Raw genomic sequence first — 19,683 nt, forward strand, 5'->3', positions numbered from 1 at the left:
TGAGTGTACATGATAATGACTCCTAACCCATTCATGTTTTTTGTTATACTAACATAAATTTTCTGAATTTGTAAATAACTTTTTTTATTTAAAATATTTAAAACGCTTACATATTATAAGTCCTGATATTCTTTTCTGAAATAATAAAAGTTCTTGTATTGTAATAACAAATAAAAAAGTACGGATACCCATATTACCTAGCCTAATTGGAATCATCCGTACCGTCTATTCAACCCTTATCAGCTATGCTTTCCCAAGCCCGGTGAAGCAGGCGTATCCCCTCTTCTATTTCTTTTTCTGATAATGCACCAAAACCAAGCATGATTAAGGAGGGCTCTGTCGCTTCTTTAGCAAACCAATACTTCAAAGTGGAGTACACCTTAACTCCGTATTGCCCAGCCTTTTTTATTAGGCTTTCATTGTCTTTGTTATGTGTTTGCAATAGCAAATGTAGTCCAGCCTTGCTTCCGACAATTTCTACCTGGTCACCAAAGTAAGTCTCTACCGCTTTTAACAGTGTTTTATGTTTTACTTGATATATTTTTCTCATTTTTCGAATATGGCGTTCGAAATAGCCCTCTTTCATGAAAAGACACATGGCCTTTTGGATAATAGGAGAAACAGTTTGATTATAATGCGACAAATGCCCGTCCATTTTCTGCATCAATGTCTGAGGCAGCACCAGGTAGCTCATTCTGGTGGAAGGCAAAAAGGATTTTGAGAACGTCCCCAAATAAATTACTTTGTCATGGGCATCAAGTGCCTTTAATGATGGAACAGGCTGACCCTGATAGCGGAATTCACTGTCGTAGTCATCTTCAATGATATAACGGTCATTGGCATAAGCCCACTCCAGCAGCTTTAGCCGCTTTTGAATAGGCAGAACCATACCCATTGGGAACTGATGAGAAGGAGTAATATAGACTGCCGCTGCGTTCTTCTGTTCCAAGTCCAGTTTCGATAGATTAATGCCGTCAGAATCCAGTTTTATAGGAGTAATTTTGCAGCCATAGTTCAGGAAGACCTTTCTGACCCCATCATAGCCGGGATCTTCAAATGCAATGGATTGCCCCTGGAGAGAAAGAAGCTGACAAATTAGGCTTATCGCATTTTGTGTCCCTCCGCATATTATGATTTGTTGCGGCGAACAGGCTACGCCCCGGGATTGAAACAAGTAATTGGCTATTTCTGTACGCAGCCCTAGGTCACCCTTCGCCTCCCCATATCCAAATAATCCTGCTTCGTCTTTGTACAAGGCCTCCTGTAAGCAACGTTTCCAGATTTTCATTGGAAAATGGTTTCGATCCACATTTCCATATTTAAAGTCTATGACTTCTTCCATTCCTTTTGACTCTTTCTCATCCTCAGCATTATCAACAACAAGCCGATCCGGCTGCCAAACAGGCTGGTCGACCTCCAAAACCATTAAGCCGCTGCGGGGCCGGCTCTCGACATACCCTTCCGCTACAAGCTGCTGGTAAGCATTTTCTACCGTATTCTTGCTGACGTTTAAATGCTCGCTTAAATAACGGATGGACGGGAGCTGAGAATGAGCAGGTATGCCTCCATTCTCTATTTCCCTCTTAATATATGTATAAAGCTGGACATAAAGTGGGCTATCCAATTTCCTATCCAGAAAAGGAGTAATCTCGTACATGTTTTGCCTCCATCTGACCCCAAGATAATTTCGCCGCCTGTCACTTTTAGCGGTGCCAGGATACAGGTAAAATCATTTTATCATATCGGCAAATCAGTTAAGGGGGGTTTCTTGTGCGTTACTCAACACGTGAATGGGACGATGAAGCAGGCATGGAGATGTTTCTTGTTAACGCGAGAACCGGTTTTCTAGGTTTAGCAGATGAAAAGCTGCCTTATGTCGTTCCTCTAAATTTTGTTTATTATAACCGGGCTATATATATTCATGGGGCAGCCCATGGGCGAAAAATTGACATCATCGGACGAAATTCAAATGCCTGTTTTACAGTCAGTGAAGACCTTGGTACATTAACAGATCCTGTCCCAGCGAAGACAGACACCTCTTACATGAGCGTTATGTTATTTGGACATATTCAAATAGTGACTGACTTGAACGAAGCCACTTCTGCGATGCAGGAGATGCTGAACAAGTATGTACCTGGGTACTACCACTCTCCCCTTTCCAAAAGCCATGTTGAAAAATATCGTTCTTCGCTGGGGAGCAGGACGGCTGTTTTAAAACTAGTGCCTGAGTCCATTTCTGCAAAATTAAATGAAGTAAATGAAGCTGCAAAATTTTATCCAGGCAAAACCGCGCTCGATAAATCCAGATGATTTCACAGCATATTTGTAGACGCACTGGGTAAATGGGCCGGTAAAACAAATAGTTAAAAACTTTCCATTTTAATCCACCGCCTTCATTGCGTGATATATAATATTTAGGAGTATATTTGTTTGAAAGGAACCTGTTTATGGCTCAAACGATCATTGATAGAAACAAAGGCAGGATAAACTCCAAATGGATCATTTTATCAGTGCTGACACTTTGCTTACTATTCTTTCTGCTATGTAATTTATATCCGGTTCAAAAAGTTAATCAAAAAAAATTTTTTCAGAATGGAAGGCCTTTAGTTATTGCTCACCAAGGCGGTGAGCTGTTGGCGCCCTCCAATACCATGGCTGCATTTCAAAATGCTGCTGATTTGGGAGTGGATGTGCTGGAGACAGATATTCACATAACAAAGGACGGCCATCTGGTTGCCATTCATGACCCTAGTGTGGACCGCACAACCAATGGCACGGGAAAGGTGTCCGACTTTACATTGGAAGAGATTCAAACATTGGATGCCGGCTACCATTTTAAAGACTTGCAAGGCCAGTACAGCTACCGTGGAAAAGGAGTATATATTCCGACTGTAGAAGAAATGTTCCGGGAGTTTCCCGATATGCGTATCGAAATCGAAATCAAAGATGATAATCCGCCAAAGCGCATCGAAGAAATGGCCTCCAAGCTTTGGGATTTAATTGAAGAATATCATATGGAGCACAAAGTTTTGATTGCCTCCTTTGACCAGGACATCCTGCGGACTTTTGAAAAATATTCCAAAGGCAAAACCGCAATGGTTGCCGGAAAACAGGAAGTTACGCGCTTTGTCATTTTTCATAAAATCTTCCTGCCTAATCTATATTCCCCGGATGTTGACGCATTTCAGGTGCCTACGGAAGAAAGCATCTTTGATTTGACTGATGGTAATTTAATTCGAGGAGCGCACCGGCGCGGCTTACAGATGCATTATTGGACAATAGATGATCCTAAAACGATGGAAAAACTGCTGAAATCGGGAGCGGACGGAATATTGACAAACCGGCCAGATTTACTGCTTGAACTGATGAACAAGACAAAGTGATACAGGTACCGGGCTATCTGACTCCGGTTTTTTTTGTAATTTTTAGCTCCAAAATAAGCCAAACTATTTCCGTTGTGTTTTCCCATTTTGTTAAGATAAAAGCATGCAATATATACAAAGGAGTGTATGGAATGGCGGAAAAAGTACGTATCGGAAAAACTGAATTGTATGTTAATCCTATTGGCTTAGGTACAAACGCTGTCGGCGGCCACAATATTTATCCGAATTTAAATGAAGAGACCGGAAAAGATGTAGTTCGTACAGCTCTGGAAAACGGTATTAACTTTTTGGATACGGCTTTTATTTACGGACCTGAGCGATCTGAAGAACTCATTGGCGAAGTCATAAAAGAAAGAGGACGCCGTGACGAAGTGGTGATCGCTACCAAAGGAGCCCATAAGTTTGTCGACGGCAAGATCGTCTTTGATAATTCCCCGGCTTTTCTTAAAGACTCCGTCGAGGGCAGTTTAAAGAGACTTCAAACAGATTATATTGACTTATTTTATATCCACTTCCCTGACGAAAACACGCCTAAGGATGAAGCGGTAGGTGCCCTAAAGGAATTAAAAGACCAGGGCAAAATAAGGGCAATCGGTGTTTCTAACTTTTCAATTGAACAAATGAAAGAAGGCAATAAAGATGGCTACATAGAAGTTTTACAATCGGAGTATAACCTCTTTAAGCGTGAAGCTGAGTCCGATTTGCTTCCTTATTCAGCAGAAAATGGCATCTCTTTCATTCCGTACTTCCCTCTTGCTGCCGGACTGCTGGGCGGCAGATATACGAAGGACACTACATTTAATGACGGCCGCGCCAAGAATCCTATGTTCCAGGGCGAAACCTTTGAGCGCAACTTGGAGAAAGTAGAACTAGTCCGGGAAATTGCTGAAGCAAAGGGCGCAGAAGTAGCCCATGTCGTGCTTGCCTGGTATCTCACCCAAAACGCAATTGATGTTCTTATTCCTGGTGCCAAAAGACCTGAGCAGGTGCAGAACAATTTAAAAACATTGAATGTAAACTTAACGGATGAAGAGGTTGTGAAAATTAGCCGTATTTTCCAGGCTTAATGAAAAGAGGGAATTGGCTCAATATGCCAATTCCCATATTTTATGCTGCACCTTCCAGGGCTTCCAAAGTAACTGATACTTTAAACAGATCACCATCCGCTTCAATCTCTAAATTCCCGCCATGAAGATCCACAATGGATTTGGAAATTGCTAGGCCTAAACCAGACCCTTCTGTATGTCTGGATGCATCCCCTCTTTTAAACCTTTCCAGCAATTCATCGGTGTCCCCGCCAAGTTCGAATTGAGACACATTTTTAAAGGTTATTACAGCATGTCCGTTTATATGGTTAACTGATATATACACTCTTGTCTGATTTAAAGAATACTTCAGAATATTCCCTATCAAATTATCAAACACCCTCCAAATCTTCTGTCCATCTACATAGGCATAGATTGGCTTCTCGCGTATATTCAACCGGAACTTCAGAGTAGAATGCTTAATCATTTCGTCATATTCTCCCAATGCCTGGTGAAGAAGCTGAATAATATCTATCTTTTCCTGATACAATTCGATGTTTCCGCTTGCCATTTTAGAAGCCTCAAACAAGTCATCGATCAATATTTTTAACCGTTTGGATTTGCGATCAATAATCTCGAGGTATGCTTTACGATCATCTTCCGTCAACTCCGGAGTCTTCATTAGTTCTGTGTAAGTAATGATCGAAGTTAATGGCGTTCTCAAATCATGACTGACATTTGTAATTAACTCCGTTTTCAATCTTTCACTTTTCGCCTGTTCCCTTTGAGAAGCGTTGACGCCCTGCTTCAGTGTATTAACATTTGCAGCGAGTTTTGCCAAAACTGATGATTTGCCTGTTACAGGGAGATCAGGAGCTGTTCGTCCTTCTGCAAGCTGATTGGCATTCTTGATGATCATGTTGAAATACCCAATTCTTTTCATCATGATGACAAAAGTTGGAACGGTTACAGCAAGAAATAAAATTATGTAAATAAACGACGTTTCCGGAATAAATAAGACCACACCCAAGCCGAATCCTGAAGCCAATATTACACCTAAACAAAGAAACAGCTGAATACCTATGCTCTTTTGAAGAAAAGCCATTTTAAGCATACTCGAGGAACGAAAGACTACACCCCTCTTTAACTGAAATGCCATTTTTTCAGAATCCTTTAGGACTGGTATCAGCCACATCGCCTGAATGATAGTAACTGTGAGAAAAATCATGGTAATTAAGCTGCCTGTTATTAATTGATCAAGAAGATAAGAGTATGGATTGAATAAATATTGTTCATTCATAGCTGCAAGGGCCCACAAACTGCAAATAATGTTAAGACAAAACAGCAAAATTCTTACATCGAGTGGAATTCGATCATAAAGTATTTTTATAGTCTTCATATAGTCGATTAGAATAGCTTGTCTTTTTTTCCAATATAACAGGACTGATATGAGGAGAGAGATAACACCCATACCCGAAAAGGTATAGTATAGCATTTGCATCTTTTTATAATCTTGATTTTCAGTCATGACTGGATTGTTAGATGTTATGTTCTTTGGAATGGCTATTGTACCTTCATATTTTTGGCTTTCCCCATCTTTAATAACGGCTACCACATCATCATAGCCGGTTAATATAGTATTGTCCTCCGTGTTCAAAATATCATTTCCTGCTGCGCTATAAGATCGAGAGAAATTTACCTTTCCTTGGTCGACATCATCCTGTAATTTCGCCCCATTGATATTGGCATAAATTTCTTTCGTATCAAGATTCCTCAAATGATACACAAAAACATCCTTATCAGCCTCGAAATCCTGTCTATAATTCCCCAGTTCTTTAAAGTATTCATCCACCCTGTTCAATTTTTCCCGGATGACTTTTTCACGCACGTATTCGTCATTCTTAAAATTATTCGTTATATCCTCCAGCTTCCTATCGCGTTCCTTTTCGTAAAGCTTTGCGACTTCCTCTCTTTTAGCATTGCGGGCATCCTCAATCTTTGATTCGTATTGGCTATATATATTGGCCGTTTGTTCCGACAAAGTACCATAGCGATACCGATACTCCTCTATCTCTTCCTTGGAAACCTCGATCTTCGATTTTATATCCTCCCTGTTTTTAATGTTTAACTCATATATCGATAATAAATTTAGAAAATGCCCATATTTTTCATTAAATGCAACTGAATCAAAGTAATTCCTGGTGAGTGAGTGATTATTCAAGTGGACAAGAAAAAAAACGGTGCCCATAATTCCAGCGGAAGTCAGTAGACTCCAAATTATAAATAGGATGCTATTTTTCGATTTTGTAGCCAATTCCCCATACCACCTTTAAAAACCTTGGATTTTTCGGATCAATCTCTATTTTTTCACGTATTTTCCTTATATGTACTGCCACTGTATTTTCAGCGTTATAGTAAGGCTCTTTCCAAACGCGCTCGTAAATCTCATTAATGGAAAAAACTCTCCCCGGATGGCTCATTAGCAATTCTACAATCCTATATTCGATAGGAGTCAGTTTTATAGCTTCCCCATTAACGGACACCTGTTTTGCTTGCCGATCCAGCATTAGGCCGTTGAGGTTCACCAGCTTTTCCTTTCTTTCATATGTACCAAGTGTGACATACCTTCTTAGCTGAGATTTTACCCGCGCCAGCAATTCCATTGGATTGAAGGGCTTTGTTACATAATCATCAGCCCCGACCTGTAAGCCTAAAATTTTATCGGTATCTTCACTTTTCGCGCTTAAGATAATAATAGGAATATTTTTCTCTTCTCTAATTCTAAATGTAGTAGAAATACCATCCAACCTAGGCATCATTACATCCAATATAATCAGGTGTATTTGTTTCTCATTCAGTTTTTCCAATGCTTCAATACCATCAGCAGCTTTAATTACAGTAATTCCTTCATTTTTTAAATATATTTCAATCGCATCCCGGATTTCTTTTTCATCATCCACTACCAGAACATTAAACTGATTCATATTCTTCACTCCCCTCCAGATTATACCATTTCTTATTTATTGAATTTAACTATATCCTAAGCAATTAATCTTAACTTTTACCTATCTAAATTCTTAAGATTTTCTTAAGTTAATCTGAATAAACGCTGAACCTCCTATTTATTTCTGTTCGAAACCATTGCTACACTTTTTTCAGTTTGGTATATTGAGTGAAATACATAGCAGCTTTGCACAAATTAGGAAGAGGCGAGCCTTAATCATGAAAAAGTACCATGTGCTAATGTTCCTTATACTTGCCAATTTATTTTGGGCAGGAAATTACATGTTTGGAAAGTATGTTGTCGAAGACATGTCTCCCCTGCAAATGACGTTTTCCCGTTGGCTGATTGCGGTATTTCTTATGTTCCCATTGGCTCATTTCATTGAACGGCCAAATTGGAAGCTGGTATGGCGAGAATGGAAAATCCTCGTTGTGATGGCCGTTTTGGGTATTATTGGTTATAATTTTCTCCTTTATGAGGCACTTCGTTTTACAACACCGATGAATGCCTCGCTAGTCAACTCGATCAACCCAGCTTTAATCGTGTTATTCGCCTTTTTATTTCTTAAGGAAAAGATATCTCGCACTAATATTATTGGATTGGCGGTTTCATTGCTGGGTGTGATACTGGTTTTGACGCGGGGACAAATTCAAAAATTATTGGAAACAAATTATAATCTTGGAGATCTTTTAATGCTTGCGGCCATTCTGGTTTGGACCGTCTACTCGATTGTGGGAAGAAGGACGAAACATATCCCTCCTATTTCAGCAACTGCCGTATCCGTCGTGTTTGCATTGATTTTACTGCTGCCTTTCATCCTTGCTTCAGGAATACAGCTGCCAAGTCAAAAAGAATCATTAATCGGAATCATTTATATGGGGATTTTCCCTTCAGTGGGCTCCTTTATTTTTTGGAACATTTCCGTTCGAGAAATTGGGCCAAGCAAAGCAGGAGTATATCTGAACTTGATCACTGTATTCACAGCTATCTTCAGCCTGGTCATGGGACAGAGCATAACAGCTGTGCAAATCATTGGGGGTATCCTTGTTTTTACGGGCGTTTATCTCACCAGCCAAGGCCGCAAAAAAAACGCTATTGCACAGCATGAGACTGGTGCGTCACACAATTAAACACATAATTGTCTGGCAACAGAAAAAAGCATCTTGAAAGAGGGAAGTTCTCCATCAAGATGCTTTTTGTACTGCTACTTATTGTGTTACTGCTGCCGGCACTGCTTGTGCTTGTGCTATGCGGCCTTCTGCTTTGTATTCAAATGGTTTCGGAAGAGATTTTACGTAATCAACCGTAGCCTGAAGATCTTCTGGACCTACTTCTAAATCAGTTGATAGTGCTCCAATTCCGTATTTTGCGTTTCCATACATATAGTTGTTCACAACAACTGTATATTCTTTCGTATTGTCTATCTTGCTTCCATCTGGAAGGAAGATATCTACGACCTTACCTGTTTTAGTATTAGTATCATAAGAGTATGTGTATTTAAATCCAGCAATATGGAAGTCAAGGCCACGATCGGAAATTTGGTTATTCAACACTGTTTCTAAATCCGCACCACTTAATTTCACTTTGTTTAAGACATTTCCGAACGGCTGAATGGAGAATAAATCACCGAAAGTCACTTCACCTTCATCCAGTGGTGCACGTACCCCTCCACCATTCATTAATGCAAAATCAGAGTTCATGGCAGCCTTCATGCCATCGGCAATTAAATTACCAAGTGCAGTGTCTCCAAACCCACCTGTAGATGATGGATAGCCAGATGGCAATGCAGTGGCAGAATGACCAACTACTTCTGCCTTAATAGGAGCCACTTTATCTTCATACTTCTTCATGATAGCTGAAACAGCTAGATCGGGAGTGTAATCTTTCTGGAAAACTGTTACGATTTCAGCATTTTTCTTCACAACGTCCCCTGTGATGGGATTTAACTCAAGGTCTACATCAGAGAATGCTGAACCATAAGAGTATGCTTGCACAATAAGCTTGTTATCTACTACCTTATTTACTTTTACATGGTTATGTGCAGCGAAAATTACATCCACTTCATCGTCTATATTTTCTGCAATCTTGGAGGCATCGAATGAATCAGACTTACCTGTTTGTGTTGTTGGGTTATGGGCAAGAACGACGATCGCCTCAACACCTTGTTCCTTTAATTCAGCAGTATATTTATTAATAGCTACTGCTTCATCCGTTATTTGAAGGTTCTCATTGCCCTTAGTGATGATCATGTTTGGTGTTTCTTGTGTAACAACCCCTATAAAGCCTATTTTCTTCCCAGCCACTTTTTTAATGGCATACGGCTCAGTGAGTAATTGGCCAGTTGATTTATCATAAGCATTCGCTGCTACCACCGGGAAATTCATTCCGTCGTAATTTGGATCTCCTTTTGGATGAGCGCCTCCCTTAATCATACGGTGCAGCTCTGTGATTCCTTCATCAAATTCATGGTTTCCAATTGTACCGACATCAAAACCCATAGCCTCCATCACTTCAACCGTTGGCTCATCCTGAAATAAAGCGGAAATTAGCGGACTTCCGCCGATCATATCACCAGCGTGAACAAGAAGCGTGTTAGGGTTCGTTGCTTCTTCCTGTTTCATTGCTGCTGCGGTGTATTTCATATTGCCTGCGTTGTCATTTCCAACCTTTGTGCTGGTATCAAGCTGTCCATGTAAATCATTTAGTCCTAGTAATTGAACTTTAATAGGACTTAAATTTAGTTTAAATATCCCAAAGCCATTGCCGTCTGTTTTGCCAGTATAAGAGATGTTGCTTCCTTCTTTAATATATCCTTCCGCGTTTGGCGAAGTGGCAAATGTAATATTCACATCTCCCTCGATTGGCGCAATTGACCAGTTGCTATCAGCAGTCGGAGTGATTTCTTTTTGTTCTGTAATATAATCCATTAGAACTTGACGGTTCTCATCCGCTGAATCTACAACAAGCTCGCTGCCTTTCACACCAGGGAAATTACCTCCACCACCGGCGCGGTAATTATTAGTAACAACAATGAAATCTTGGTTCGGATCGACCGGCTTCCCATTGTATGTAAGATTCATCACACGGCTTGAATCCGGATTAATCACATTTCCATTCGGATCATATTTTGCTGGTTTCGTTACGTCAATTTGATACTGTACTCCGTCAATTACATCAAAATTATATACTTGGAAACCAGGGTTTAACAATTGCTGTTCCTCAGTTTTGAAAGGATCAATTTGATTAAATTTCCCTGCACTCATTTCAATCCATTCTTTAACAACCGAGCCTTTTACTTTGATTGCTTTTAGAGTATTGTCATACAGGTATAAGTCCCCTGCACTACGGATTGTCAAATCACCTTTTTTAATCTCTGTATACTCTGATACGCCGTTTCTGCCCGCCTTAAATGGCGCTCCAACTGACAGGATTGGGAGCTCTTTATACTCAGGTTTCTTCTCAGCCACATACTTTTCCACGTACCATTTTTGTGCATTGGTTACTACTTGGATCGAAGGGTCATCCTGTACAAGTGAAAAATAGCTGTGAATATCATCAGTCGTCTTTCCGATCGGGGTGTTCACATATTTAATGGTTGCATCATGAACCTGTTTAACATCGTCAACGATTGATTGGACAGGAGTCACGGTACTTTCGGTTACAGTTTTATTGGTAGCCGGATCTTTAACGTCTTTATAAATTTCCCTGGTAGTGGATTGAGAGTTCACAACCGACCATTTTCCTCTTTCTTTCTTGAGCTCAAGATCGATGATACCTAATGACCCTCCGCCATATCCCGCTTGTACTGCAGGGACACCGTTGATTGTTCCTTTTGCATTATCCACACCTGGCAGCGGCTTTTTATCTGCACCAAGGAATAAGCCATCCAAAGCAGCTTCACTCTTTGCAGGGAATACTTTATGAGTGTGAGAGAATGTGATGGCATCAATCCCAGGTACTTCACTCAAGGAATATATCACATCTTCAGTATTCGCTTTGTTGCTGCTGAATCCGGAATGTGTCATGGCAATTACCACATCAGCGCCTTCTTCTCTCATTTGCGGAATGAATTTCTTCGCGGATTCAACAATGTTTTTTGTGATGACCCGGCCTTCAAGATTAGCTTTATCCCACTCATTGATTTGAGGAGGAACAAAACCGATATAACCTACCTTGATCACATGCTTTTTGCCACTTTCATCAATTACTTTCTTCTCTACAATTTTGTATGGCACGAATTTATTTTGATCATTATCTGGATTATTATCTTTATCGTCTACATATACATTTGCATTTACATATGGGAAGTTAGCATCATCATATACCTCATCAAGGAAATCGAGGCCATAGTTGAATTCATGGTTTCCTAATGTGGCCATATCATAATCCATTTGGTTCATTGCTTTTATTACAGGGTGAAACTCTCCATCCTTTAATGGGTCAACTTTCGCTTTATATGTTCCTAGCGGTGTTCCCTGGATGAGGTCCCCATTGTCTACTAAAACACTATTTTTTGCCTCTTCACGTGCATTTTTGACAAGGGCGGCTGTACTTGCAAGACCTACTTTTAAATAATCAGCATTTTTATAATAGTCATAGGATAATAGGTTGGTATGAATATCAGTGGTCTCCATTAAACGAAGCTTTACTAAATCACGCTCACCTTGAAAAGGCTTTTTCGCCATAACATTGACTGGCGACTTTTTTGACTGTGCGGCATCTGCAGCACTTGCCGGTGCAGAAAGGAACGGAGAGGATATAAGAGTTAATGCAAGTGAAGCTGATAAAATCTTATTAGCACTGCGATTGTTTCTTTTTTTCATTCCTGATTCACCTTTCTAGTGAAGAATAATAGTTGAGCTAGCAAATTAGCAACCTGCCTATGACAATTTCGATAAGCCCATCGTAAAGTCAGTTTCAATATTGCGAAAAATAGCCCCCCCTCATAATAATAAGAAAATTTCCCTGTGCTAATAAGGGTAAAAGGTCATATGGGACTAAATGCATATTTTTGACAAAAATCTATAAAGTACAACACTTTCCACCAATAAACCTACGTATCACAAACCTAAATCAATCGAAAATTCTCTTTAGTTGTGACATTTATACTAATTATTCCTGTAATGACTTTGTTACGCATATTGCTAAAAAATCAAGTGATTCCGCTTACTGACTGATCGACAAATAAAAAACACCCAGAATAAATCTGAGTGCCTTGTCATTTAATTTAGGTATTTTATAGATTGTATTTCGCTTTTTGTGAATTTCCATTTACCTTTTACCAGTTTGAGATAGTGGGTAGCTACCACCTGGTTGTTTCTGAATGCCGGCCCTTTTACTTTTTTTGTTATCTGGGTGACCGATACTTTGGCAGTCGTTTTAGTTGTGGAAATAATTTTAAATTTAGTAATTTTATAGGTTAGATCGTACTGCCGGAATAAATCGATATAGATTAATTTCGTCTGTCTTTGCTGATCCGTTGTCAAATACAGACCATCCATAACTTTTGTTACATTTTCCTCTTGAAGATACTTAGCGTTGGCATAAACGGCATTTTTAATTTGCGTATCCACAGCAGTCGTTGTAACCGCCTGAGCGCTCATAGGCAATAGCTGAACACTTAGGGCAAAAGAAGCTATAACAATCAGTGAAATAAATTTTTTTAACATCCGAATTTCTCCTTTCCACTTGTATTTGCTCAACATCATTTCAAAATTATAATATAAATTGTAAAAATATACCATTCAAAATTTCAATCAGTTTTAAAAATATAATACAAAAAACATGCAGACTTTATTGTCCGCATGCTCCCTTTTCTATTATTTTTTAAATGTCACTTTTTCCGCACCTTCACCAAGTGTAATTTTCGTTTCGCTGGGTTTTGTTTCAGCAATGACCGCTCCATTTCTAATCGAATAAAGTACTGGAGACTGTTGGCGAATGGCCTCATACTCATTTTCAGCAGCTAAAACGATTAGATTGGCTGGCCTTCCTTCTGCAATTCCGTATGATTCATTTAAATGCAGTGTTTTCGCGCTGTTCTCTGTAATCAAATCAATCGAATTCACGATTTGCTCATAGCCCATCAATTGTGTCACATGGATTCCCATATGGAGCACCTGCAGCATATTCCCTGTTCCGAGCGGATACCAAGGATCAAAAATATCATCATGGCCGAAGCAAACATTAATTCCCGCTTCCTGCAATTCTTTTACCCTAGTGATACCCCTTCGTTTTGGGTATGTATCAAAACGGCCCTGTAAATGAATGTTTACAAGCGGGTTAGCCACGAAATTTATTTGGGACATCTTTAGAAGTCTAAATAACTTGGACGCATATGCATCATTGTAAGAAGCCATGGCAGTTGTATGGCTTGCAGTTACCCGTTCTCCCATACCAAGGCGGAGTGCTTCTGCAGCCACTACTTCTACAAAGCGGGACTGTTCATCATCAATTTCATCACAATGAATATCAACAAGACGGTCATACTTCTCAGCTAATTGGAACGCAGCTTTTAATGAGTCCACCCCATATTCCCTGGTGAATTCATAATGTGGAATCCCTCCTACTACATCAGAACCCATTTTTAATGACTCTTCAAGCAATTCCAGCCCATTTGGATAGGAAAGGATTCCTTCCTGAGGAAAGGCAACAATCTGAATATCCACGAAGCGGGACATTTCCTCCTTCACTTCCAGCATTGCCTTTAAAGCCGTCAATTCAGGGTCTGTAACATCGACATGCGTACGGACATGCTGGATTCCCTGGGCAATTTGCCATTTCAATGCAGTTTTTGCACGCGTTTTAACATCTTCGGCTGTCAGGGTTTGCTTGCGTTCAGACCATCTCTGAATACCCTCAAATAGAGTGCCGCTCTCGTTCCATTTCGGTTCCCCTGCGGTAAGTGTAGTATCAAGATGGATATGCGGTTCGATAAATGGAGGAAGGACAATTTTTCCATCCACGTCCATTACCTCTTGACCCTCCATAATATCTATCTGGTTTGCAACCCTTTTAATTTCTCCATCTTCTATTAAAATCTGCCATAGGCCTTCTCTGTTTCTTAGTTTAGCATTTTTTATGATCATGCTTCGCTCACCTTGTTCGCTTCAATTTTTTCTGTTGTTTGTTTTACTTTATTATCTACTATGGTCAGTAACACATAGCTTACTGCCGTAGCAATCAGGCCATTTAATGGTGGAATACCCGGCAGCAGTTTTGCAGCTGCAAATCCAAGCGCCCAGGCAATAAGGGCTGTCCAATTGACTGACTTAAATTTCATTTTTTCAAAATCAGCATATCTTCCACGGTTCACTATAAAAAAGTCCGCTATAATGATTGCCCCTATCGGCGGCAGTGCAGAGCCAAGCAGTGTAAGGAAGCCAACAAAGTTGTTATACAGCCACATCGCCAATATTGTTCCGACAATTCCATTAAAGATTACCACTTTACTCTTTTTGATTTTAGTAATGTTGGAAATGCCAAGTCCAGAAGCATAGATTGCATTATCATTTGTTGTCCAGATATTCAAACCAAGTACGATAATAGCCGGAACGATTAAGCCTTGCAGGAACATTACTTCGGAAATATCAGATTTACCTGTTGCGATCGCTCCCACTGCTCCAAAGAAGAACATTAATGAATTTCCGATAAAGAACGCCACTACTGTGGAAACAACTGCTGATTTCTTTGTACCGGCGAATCTAGTAAAGTCAGGAGTCAAAGTCCCACCGCTTATAAATGAGCCCACACAAATCGTTAAGGCGGCCGCCATCCCAATTGTTTCAGCCGGCTGGTGCTGCATCAGTGCATCAAACCCGCCCATGGAGCCAACTGCCTTAAGTGCAGAGAACCCACCTAGCGCTACAATAGCGGGGACCGCCACAAAACTTAAAATAGCCAGAGCCTTCATGCCAAAGAACGCAGTTGATGTCATTAGTAAACCAGCGATTGCAATCAAAACATACGTATCGATCCCTGTAACCTTTTGAACCGGCACCGCAAACATCGCGACCCCGACCCCAAACCAGCCTACCTGTGTAGCACTCAACAAGAAGGAAGAAAGGTAGGAGCCCTTTTCTCCAAAAGCATACCTGGTTAATAGATGTGTCGATAATCCGGTTTTGGCAGAGATATAAGAGAGAGCACCTGTATATGCCCCTAAGATAAAGTTTCCTGCCAATACAATCAAAATAAATTGAGGCATTGTAAGCCCTAAACCGAGTGTTCCTCCTCCAAGCATACTTGCCGAGAAGAATGTAAACCCAAGCATTACCACCATCATTCTCCAAAAACCATGTCTATGTGACTGCGGCACAGCCTGAAGTGAAAAATCAAGATCTACCTTTTTGTTTTCCATACCAATTCCTCCTTAATTTATAAATGAACTGGTACCGAAGAGAGACCTTCGATAATTGGTTTTAAGAGATAAAATAGAAAAGGCTTCTTGCCATTTCTGACAAGAAGCCTGATGTTTCTACATGGAAAACCCCACAGGTATACAAAACACCCTGGGTATTCCAGTTTTATCCGCTGTCCTTGTCAGCCTCACGGGACTGCTCTTAAAGGTACCAGTATTTAATTAACATCATTATTGCAGGAAAAGTGATTAAATGTCAATTAGAATATAAATGCAAGATTGCTTTTTTTTGAAACATCAATCATCTCTTCCACTTTTCCAGCAACGGTCCCTTTTCTCCGAATACCGGGTCAGTTTCGGGTACAGATACCTGCTTTATTTCCGTTACAGCCTGGGCGCGCAAGCCTGGATCTTTCTTTCTCAAGTTATGGGCCATCCCATCAGGATAGGCACCCACTACTTCAAAATCGTCACTGCTTTCAATATTCTTATGTCCCGTGCCAGCAGGAAGCACCACAACATCGCCGACCTTCAATTCGAGACGTTCCCCGTCATCTCCGCCAACCAAAATGGTAGCTGTTCCTGCCTTGACGCCCAATACCTCATGAGTGTTGCTGTGGTAATGATGATAGTCAAAGATGCCCCCTGACCAGCTTCCCCGCCAGTTATGGCGATTAAATGCCGACTCTATATCGTTTGGATTTCCGCTAAAGATCCCTTCATATACGATGACGGGAAGTTCCTGATTATTTGGGATGTCTCCTGCATCCTTTAGCTTAAAAGATCTCACTTGAGAATTCATCAATGAATCAGCTCCCTTTCGTATTTGTAGAAAGTAAAGTTAACCCGCGATTTCTCCGTTTATCTACCAATCTGCACCAAATGTATCTCCACCCTCTATAGTGCCGTTTTCAAACCCTTTATAAAACCATTGCTTGCGCTGTTCAGAGGTTCCATGTGTAAAACTTTCAGGTACCACATAGCCCTGTGCCTTTTTTTGGATATTGTCATCCCCGACTGCATTAGCGGCATTTAGAGCTTCCTCCAGATCTCCCTCTTCCAGTACATCCATTCCCTGTGCATGGTGTGCCCAAACGCCGGCGTAATAATCTGCCTGCAGTTCAAATCGAACCTGGTATTTATTGTACTCAGTCTGGCTTAACCGCTGCCGCAGGGGTGCCAGCTTATCAGTGGTGCCTAACAAAGTTTGGACATGGTGCCCCACTTCATGAGCAATGACATAAGCCATTGCGAAATCTCCTGGAGCCTGAAATTTCTGCTGGAGTTCATCATAAAAACTAAGGTCAATGTAAAGTTTTTGGTCACCGGGACAATAAAATGGACCAACCGCTGAACCCGCTACCCCGCATGCCGACTGCACACTGTCCGTATATAAAACAAGTGTCGGCTTCGTATATTCCAAACCTTCCTGTTTGAAGATGTCCGTCCATACTTCCTCGGTGTCTGCAAGAACTACCGAAACAAATTCGGATAGTTCCTTCTCCTGGGCTGTTTCCTGGTAAGGTGATGGATTATCTGAACCTGTGGATGTCATGCTGTTTAACAGATCGGTCGGATCGCCGCCAAGAAGGGTCACAAGCAGCAGTATAACAATGCCGCCAATCCCGCCCCCCATGGCCATTTTGCCTCCGCCTCCCATTCCCCGGCGGTCCTCGACATTAGAGCTGCCTCTTCTACCTCTCCATTGCATCTTGTTTCCTCCCTGGTAAATCAATGTCGTTTAAAGGTATATACCCCAGGATGGATTATTTTAATTAACATGGTGCTCATTTCTTTTGGTAAATTAATCATAGACATAAAAAAGAAACCCGGCCAAGTCTGGCTGGATTTCTCGGAGATTTACGATTACACCATGATTTTGCATATATCATTAGTAAACTCTACTGGATCCTGCAAAGGCAATCCTTCAATAAGCAGTGCCTGATTGTACAGCAGACTCGTATATAAATTTGCTTTGTCTTTATCATTTTTAAAGGACTCTTTTAGTGAATTGAACACTTCGTGATTAGGATTGATTTCCAATACCTTTTCAGCCTGTATATTCTGGTTGTTTGGCATTGCCTGCAAGACTTTTTCCATTTCTATCGTTACTTCACCATCGGTAGCCAGGCATACTGGATGTGATCTTAATCTTTTTGATGCCCTCACATCTTTTACCTTTCCTGCCAAAATGTTTTTCATATACTCGAACAGCTCTTTGTTTTCGCCTTGATCTGCCTGATCGTTGCTGTCTTTATCTTCTGCTTCAATTCCTAGATCACCGCTTGAAACAGATTTGAACTGTTTATCTATATAGGCCATTAACATTTTGATGGCAAATTCATCTATATCGTCAGTAAAGTATAAAATTTCAAAGCCTTTTTCTGCTACCATTTCAGTCTGCGGCAGCTTTTCAATTCTTTCATTCGACTCGCCGGACGCATAGTATATATATTTCTGTTCCTCAGGCATTCTTGATACATACTCATCTAACGTCACAAGCTTCTTCTCTTTTGATGAGTAAAACAACAATAAATCCTGTAATGTCTCTTTATTCGCTCCAAAATCACTGTAGACCCCGAATTTTAGCTGTCTGCCAAATGATTTATAAAATTCTTCATACCTATCTCTTTCATTTTTTAACAGACTCTGCAATTCACTTTTAATTTTCTTGCTTATGTTTTTCGCGATCAGCTTCAATTGCCGGTCATGCTGTAATATCTCCCTGGATATGTTAAGTGAAAGATCATCAGAATCAACCATCCCCTTCACAAAGCTGAAATGGTCAGGCAGCAGGTCGGCACACTTATTCATGATCAGGACACCATTGGAGTAAAGTTCAAGCCCCTTCTCAAATTCCTGCGTATAATAATCAAAAGGAATTTTCTCCGGAATAAATAGGATGGCATTATACCTCACTGCACCATCCACATTGATATGAATGTGTTTAAGAGGCTTGTCAAAGCCATAATGTTTTTCATTATAAAAATTCTCATAGTCCTCGGGAGTAAGCTCATTCTTATTCTTTCTCCAAATCGGGACCATGCTGTTTATAACTTGCTCTTCAGTATAATCTTCAAAATCATCCTCGCTGCCTTCTTTGGGTCTTCTTCCGCTAATATCCATTTTTATAGGATATCGAATAAAATCAGAATACTTCTTGATGATTGCTTTTAAGCGGTATTCCTCCAGATATTCATCATAGCTTTCTTCTTCAATATTTTCCTTAATTTTCAATAAAATCTCGGTTCCCACCGACTCTTTCTCATATGGCTCGATTGTGTATCCATCAGCTCCGGCAGATTCCCATTTGTATGCTGTTTCACTGCCTAACGCCTTGCTTATTACAGTAACAACATCTGCGACCATGAACGCTGAATAAAAACCTACCCCAAATTGGCCAATAATATCATGTCCATCCTTGGCTTCAGTTTCATTTTTAAATGATAAAGAACCGCTCTTTGCAATGACGCCCAGGTTATTTTCCAGTTCCTCTTTGGTCATTCCAATCCCGGCATCCATAATTCTTAAGATGCGGTTGTTTTTATCAGGTGAAACTTTTATGTAATAGCTATCTTGATCAAATGTTAAAGATTCATCTGTTAATGCTCTGTAATAAATTTTATCTATCGCGTCACTTGCATTGGAAATTAATTCTCTTAAGAAAATCTCTTTTTGTGAGTAAATGGAGTTGATCATCATCTCCAACAGCCGTTTCGATTCAGCCTTAAATTGCATTTTCTCCATTCAAATTTCTCCTTTCGATCAGAAAATTGTGACTCATTTTCTTTCCTTTAGCACTCTCTGTTATCGAGTGCTAATCAATTATTAAATATCATACAAAACTGATTTATGTCAATATACATATTTTTCTACCCAATATAAATTTGAAGGTCACAATTGCACTGTGCA

At 40.2% G+C, this 19,683-nt stretch carries 14 protein-coding genes; 4 read left to right on the forward strand and 10 right to left on the reverse strand.

Translation table 11 applies throughout. The features are described 5' to 3' along the window. Positions 1-229: 229 nt before the first annotated feature. Positions 230-1,657, reverse strand: a complete 1,428-nt coding sequence (locus V1500_RS24380) for a PLP-dependent aminotransferase family protein (protein ID WP_409303403.1) — start codon at positions 1,655-1,657, stop codon at positions 230-232. Between the two features lie 152 nt (positions 1,658-1,809). On the opposite strand from V1500_RS24380, the gene V1500_RS24385 reads away from it, so the two are divergent. From V1500_RS24385 to V1500_RS24395, 3 genes are all read left to right on the forward strand, one after another. After that, positions 1,810-2,310, forward strand: coding sequence for a pyridoxamine 5'-phosphate oxidase family protein (locus tag V1500_RS24385; protein WP_409306112.1), 501 nt, complete (start codon positions 1,810-1,812; stop codon positions 2,308-2,310). A gap of 116 nt (positions 2,311-2,426) precedes the next feature. Next, positions 2,427-3,383 (forward strand): glycerophosphodiester phosphodiesterase, encoded by a 957-nt coding sequence (locus V1500_RS24390; protein WP_409303405.1) that lies wholly within the window; start codon positions 2,427-2,429, stop codon positions 3,381-3,383. A 131-nt stretch (positions 3,384-3,514) separates the two neighbouring features. Beyond that, positions 3,515-4,450 carry an aldo/keto reductase gene (locus tag V1500_RS24395; protein WP_409303407.1) on the forward strand — a complete coding sequence of 312 codons (936 nt, stop codon included), beginning with the start codon at positions 3,515-3,517 and terminating at the stop codon, positions 4,448-4,450. 40 nt (positions 4,451-4,490) lie between these two features. Here the strand turns inward: V1500_RS24395 and V1500_RS24400 are convergent, their stop codons facing one another. Both V1500_RS24400 and V1500_RS24405 read right to left on the reverse strand, forming a co-directional pair. Then, positions 4,491-6,722 (reverse strand): histidine kinase dimerization/phospho-acceptor domain-containing protein, encoded by a 2,232-nt coding sequence (locus V1500_RS24400; RefSeq protein WP_409303408.1) that lies wholly within the window; start codon positions 6,720-6,722, stop codon positions 4,491-4,493. After that, complete coding sequence (locus tag V1500_RS24405; protein ID WP_409303409.1) at positions 6,700-7,392, reverse strand: response regulator transcription factor; 693 nt, start codon at positions 7,390-7,392, stop codon at positions 6,700-6,702. Before V1500_RS24405 ends, V1500_RS24400 begins: the two co-directional genes overlap by 23 nt. Before the next feature lie 238 nt (positions 7,393-7,630). Between V1500_RS24405 and V1500_RS24410 the strand changes: the two genes are divergently transcribed. Beyond that, a complete protein-coding gene (locus tag V1500_RS24410) occupies positions 7,631-8,542 on the forward strand; it encodes a DMT family transporter (protein WP_409303410.1) in 912 nt (303 codons plus the stop codon). 78 nt (positions 8,543-8,620) lie between these two features. Here V1500_RS24410 and V1500_RS24415 read toward each other — a convergent pair whose 3' ends face one another. The 7 genes from V1500_RS24415 to htpG all read right to left on the reverse strand — a co-directional run bounded on the left by V1500_RS24415 (position 8,621) and on the right by htpG (position 19,518). Continuing rightward, the gene (locus V1500_RS24415) at positions 8,621-12,235 is read right to left on the reverse strand and encodes a bifunctional 2',3'-cyclic-nucleotide 2'-phosphodiesterase/3'-nucleotidase (RefSeq protein WP_409303411.1); all 3,615 of its coding nucleotides are present in this window, start codon (positions 12,233-12,235) and stop codon (positions 8,621-8,623) included. A 399-nt stretch (positions 12,236-12,634) separates the two neighbouring features. Next, a complete protein-coding gene (locus tag V1500_RS24420) occupies positions 12,635-13,081 on the reverse strand; it encodes a hypothetical protein (RefSeq protein ID WP_409303413.1) in 447 nt (148 codons plus the stop codon). Positions 13,082-13,231: 150 nt separating this feature from the next. Next, positions 13,232-14,500, reverse strand: a complete 1,269-nt coding sequence (locus V1500_RS24425) for a cytosine deaminase (RefSeq protein WP_409303415.1) — start codon at positions 14,498-14,500, stop codon at positions 13,232-13,234. Beyond that, positions 14,497-15,771: a cytosine permease gene (gene codB / locus V1500_RS24430; RefSeq protein ID WP_409303417.1), complete on the reverse strand. Its 1,275-nt coding sequence runs from the start codon at positions 15,769-15,771 to the stop codon at positions 14,497-14,499. The genes V1500_RS24425 and codB overlap by 4 nt, the downstream gene beginning before the upstream one ends. Before the next feature lie 301 nt (positions 15,772-16,072). Further along, on the reverse strand, positions 16,073-16,573 hold the full coding sequence (locus tag V1500_RS24435; protein ID WP_409306113.1) for a cupin domain-containing protein: 501 nt from the start codon (positions 16,571-16,573) through the stop codon (positions 16,073-16,075). A gap of 63 nt (positions 16,574-16,636) precedes the next feature. Beyond that, on the reverse strand, positions 16,637-17,482 hold the full coding sequence (locus V1500_RS24440) for a neutral zinc metallopeptidase (RefSeq protein WP_409303418.1): 846 nt from the start codon (positions 17,480-17,482) through the stop codon (positions 16,637-16,639). A 155-nt stretch (positions 17,483-17,637) separates the two neighbouring features. Next, positions 17,638-19,518 (reverse strand): molecular chaperone HtpG, encoded by a 1,881-nt coding sequence (gene htpG / locus V1500_RS24445; RefSeq protein ID WP_409303420.1) that lies wholly within the window; start codon positions 19,516-19,518, stop codon positions 17,638-17,640. Positions 19,519-19,683: the final 165 nt, after the last annotated feature.

The sequence above is a fragment of the Peribacillus sedimenti genome (assembly GCF_046237635.1).
Taxonomy (GTDB): domain Bacteria; phylum Bacillota; class Bacilli; order Bacillales; family DSM-1321; genus Peribacillus; species Peribacillus sedimenti.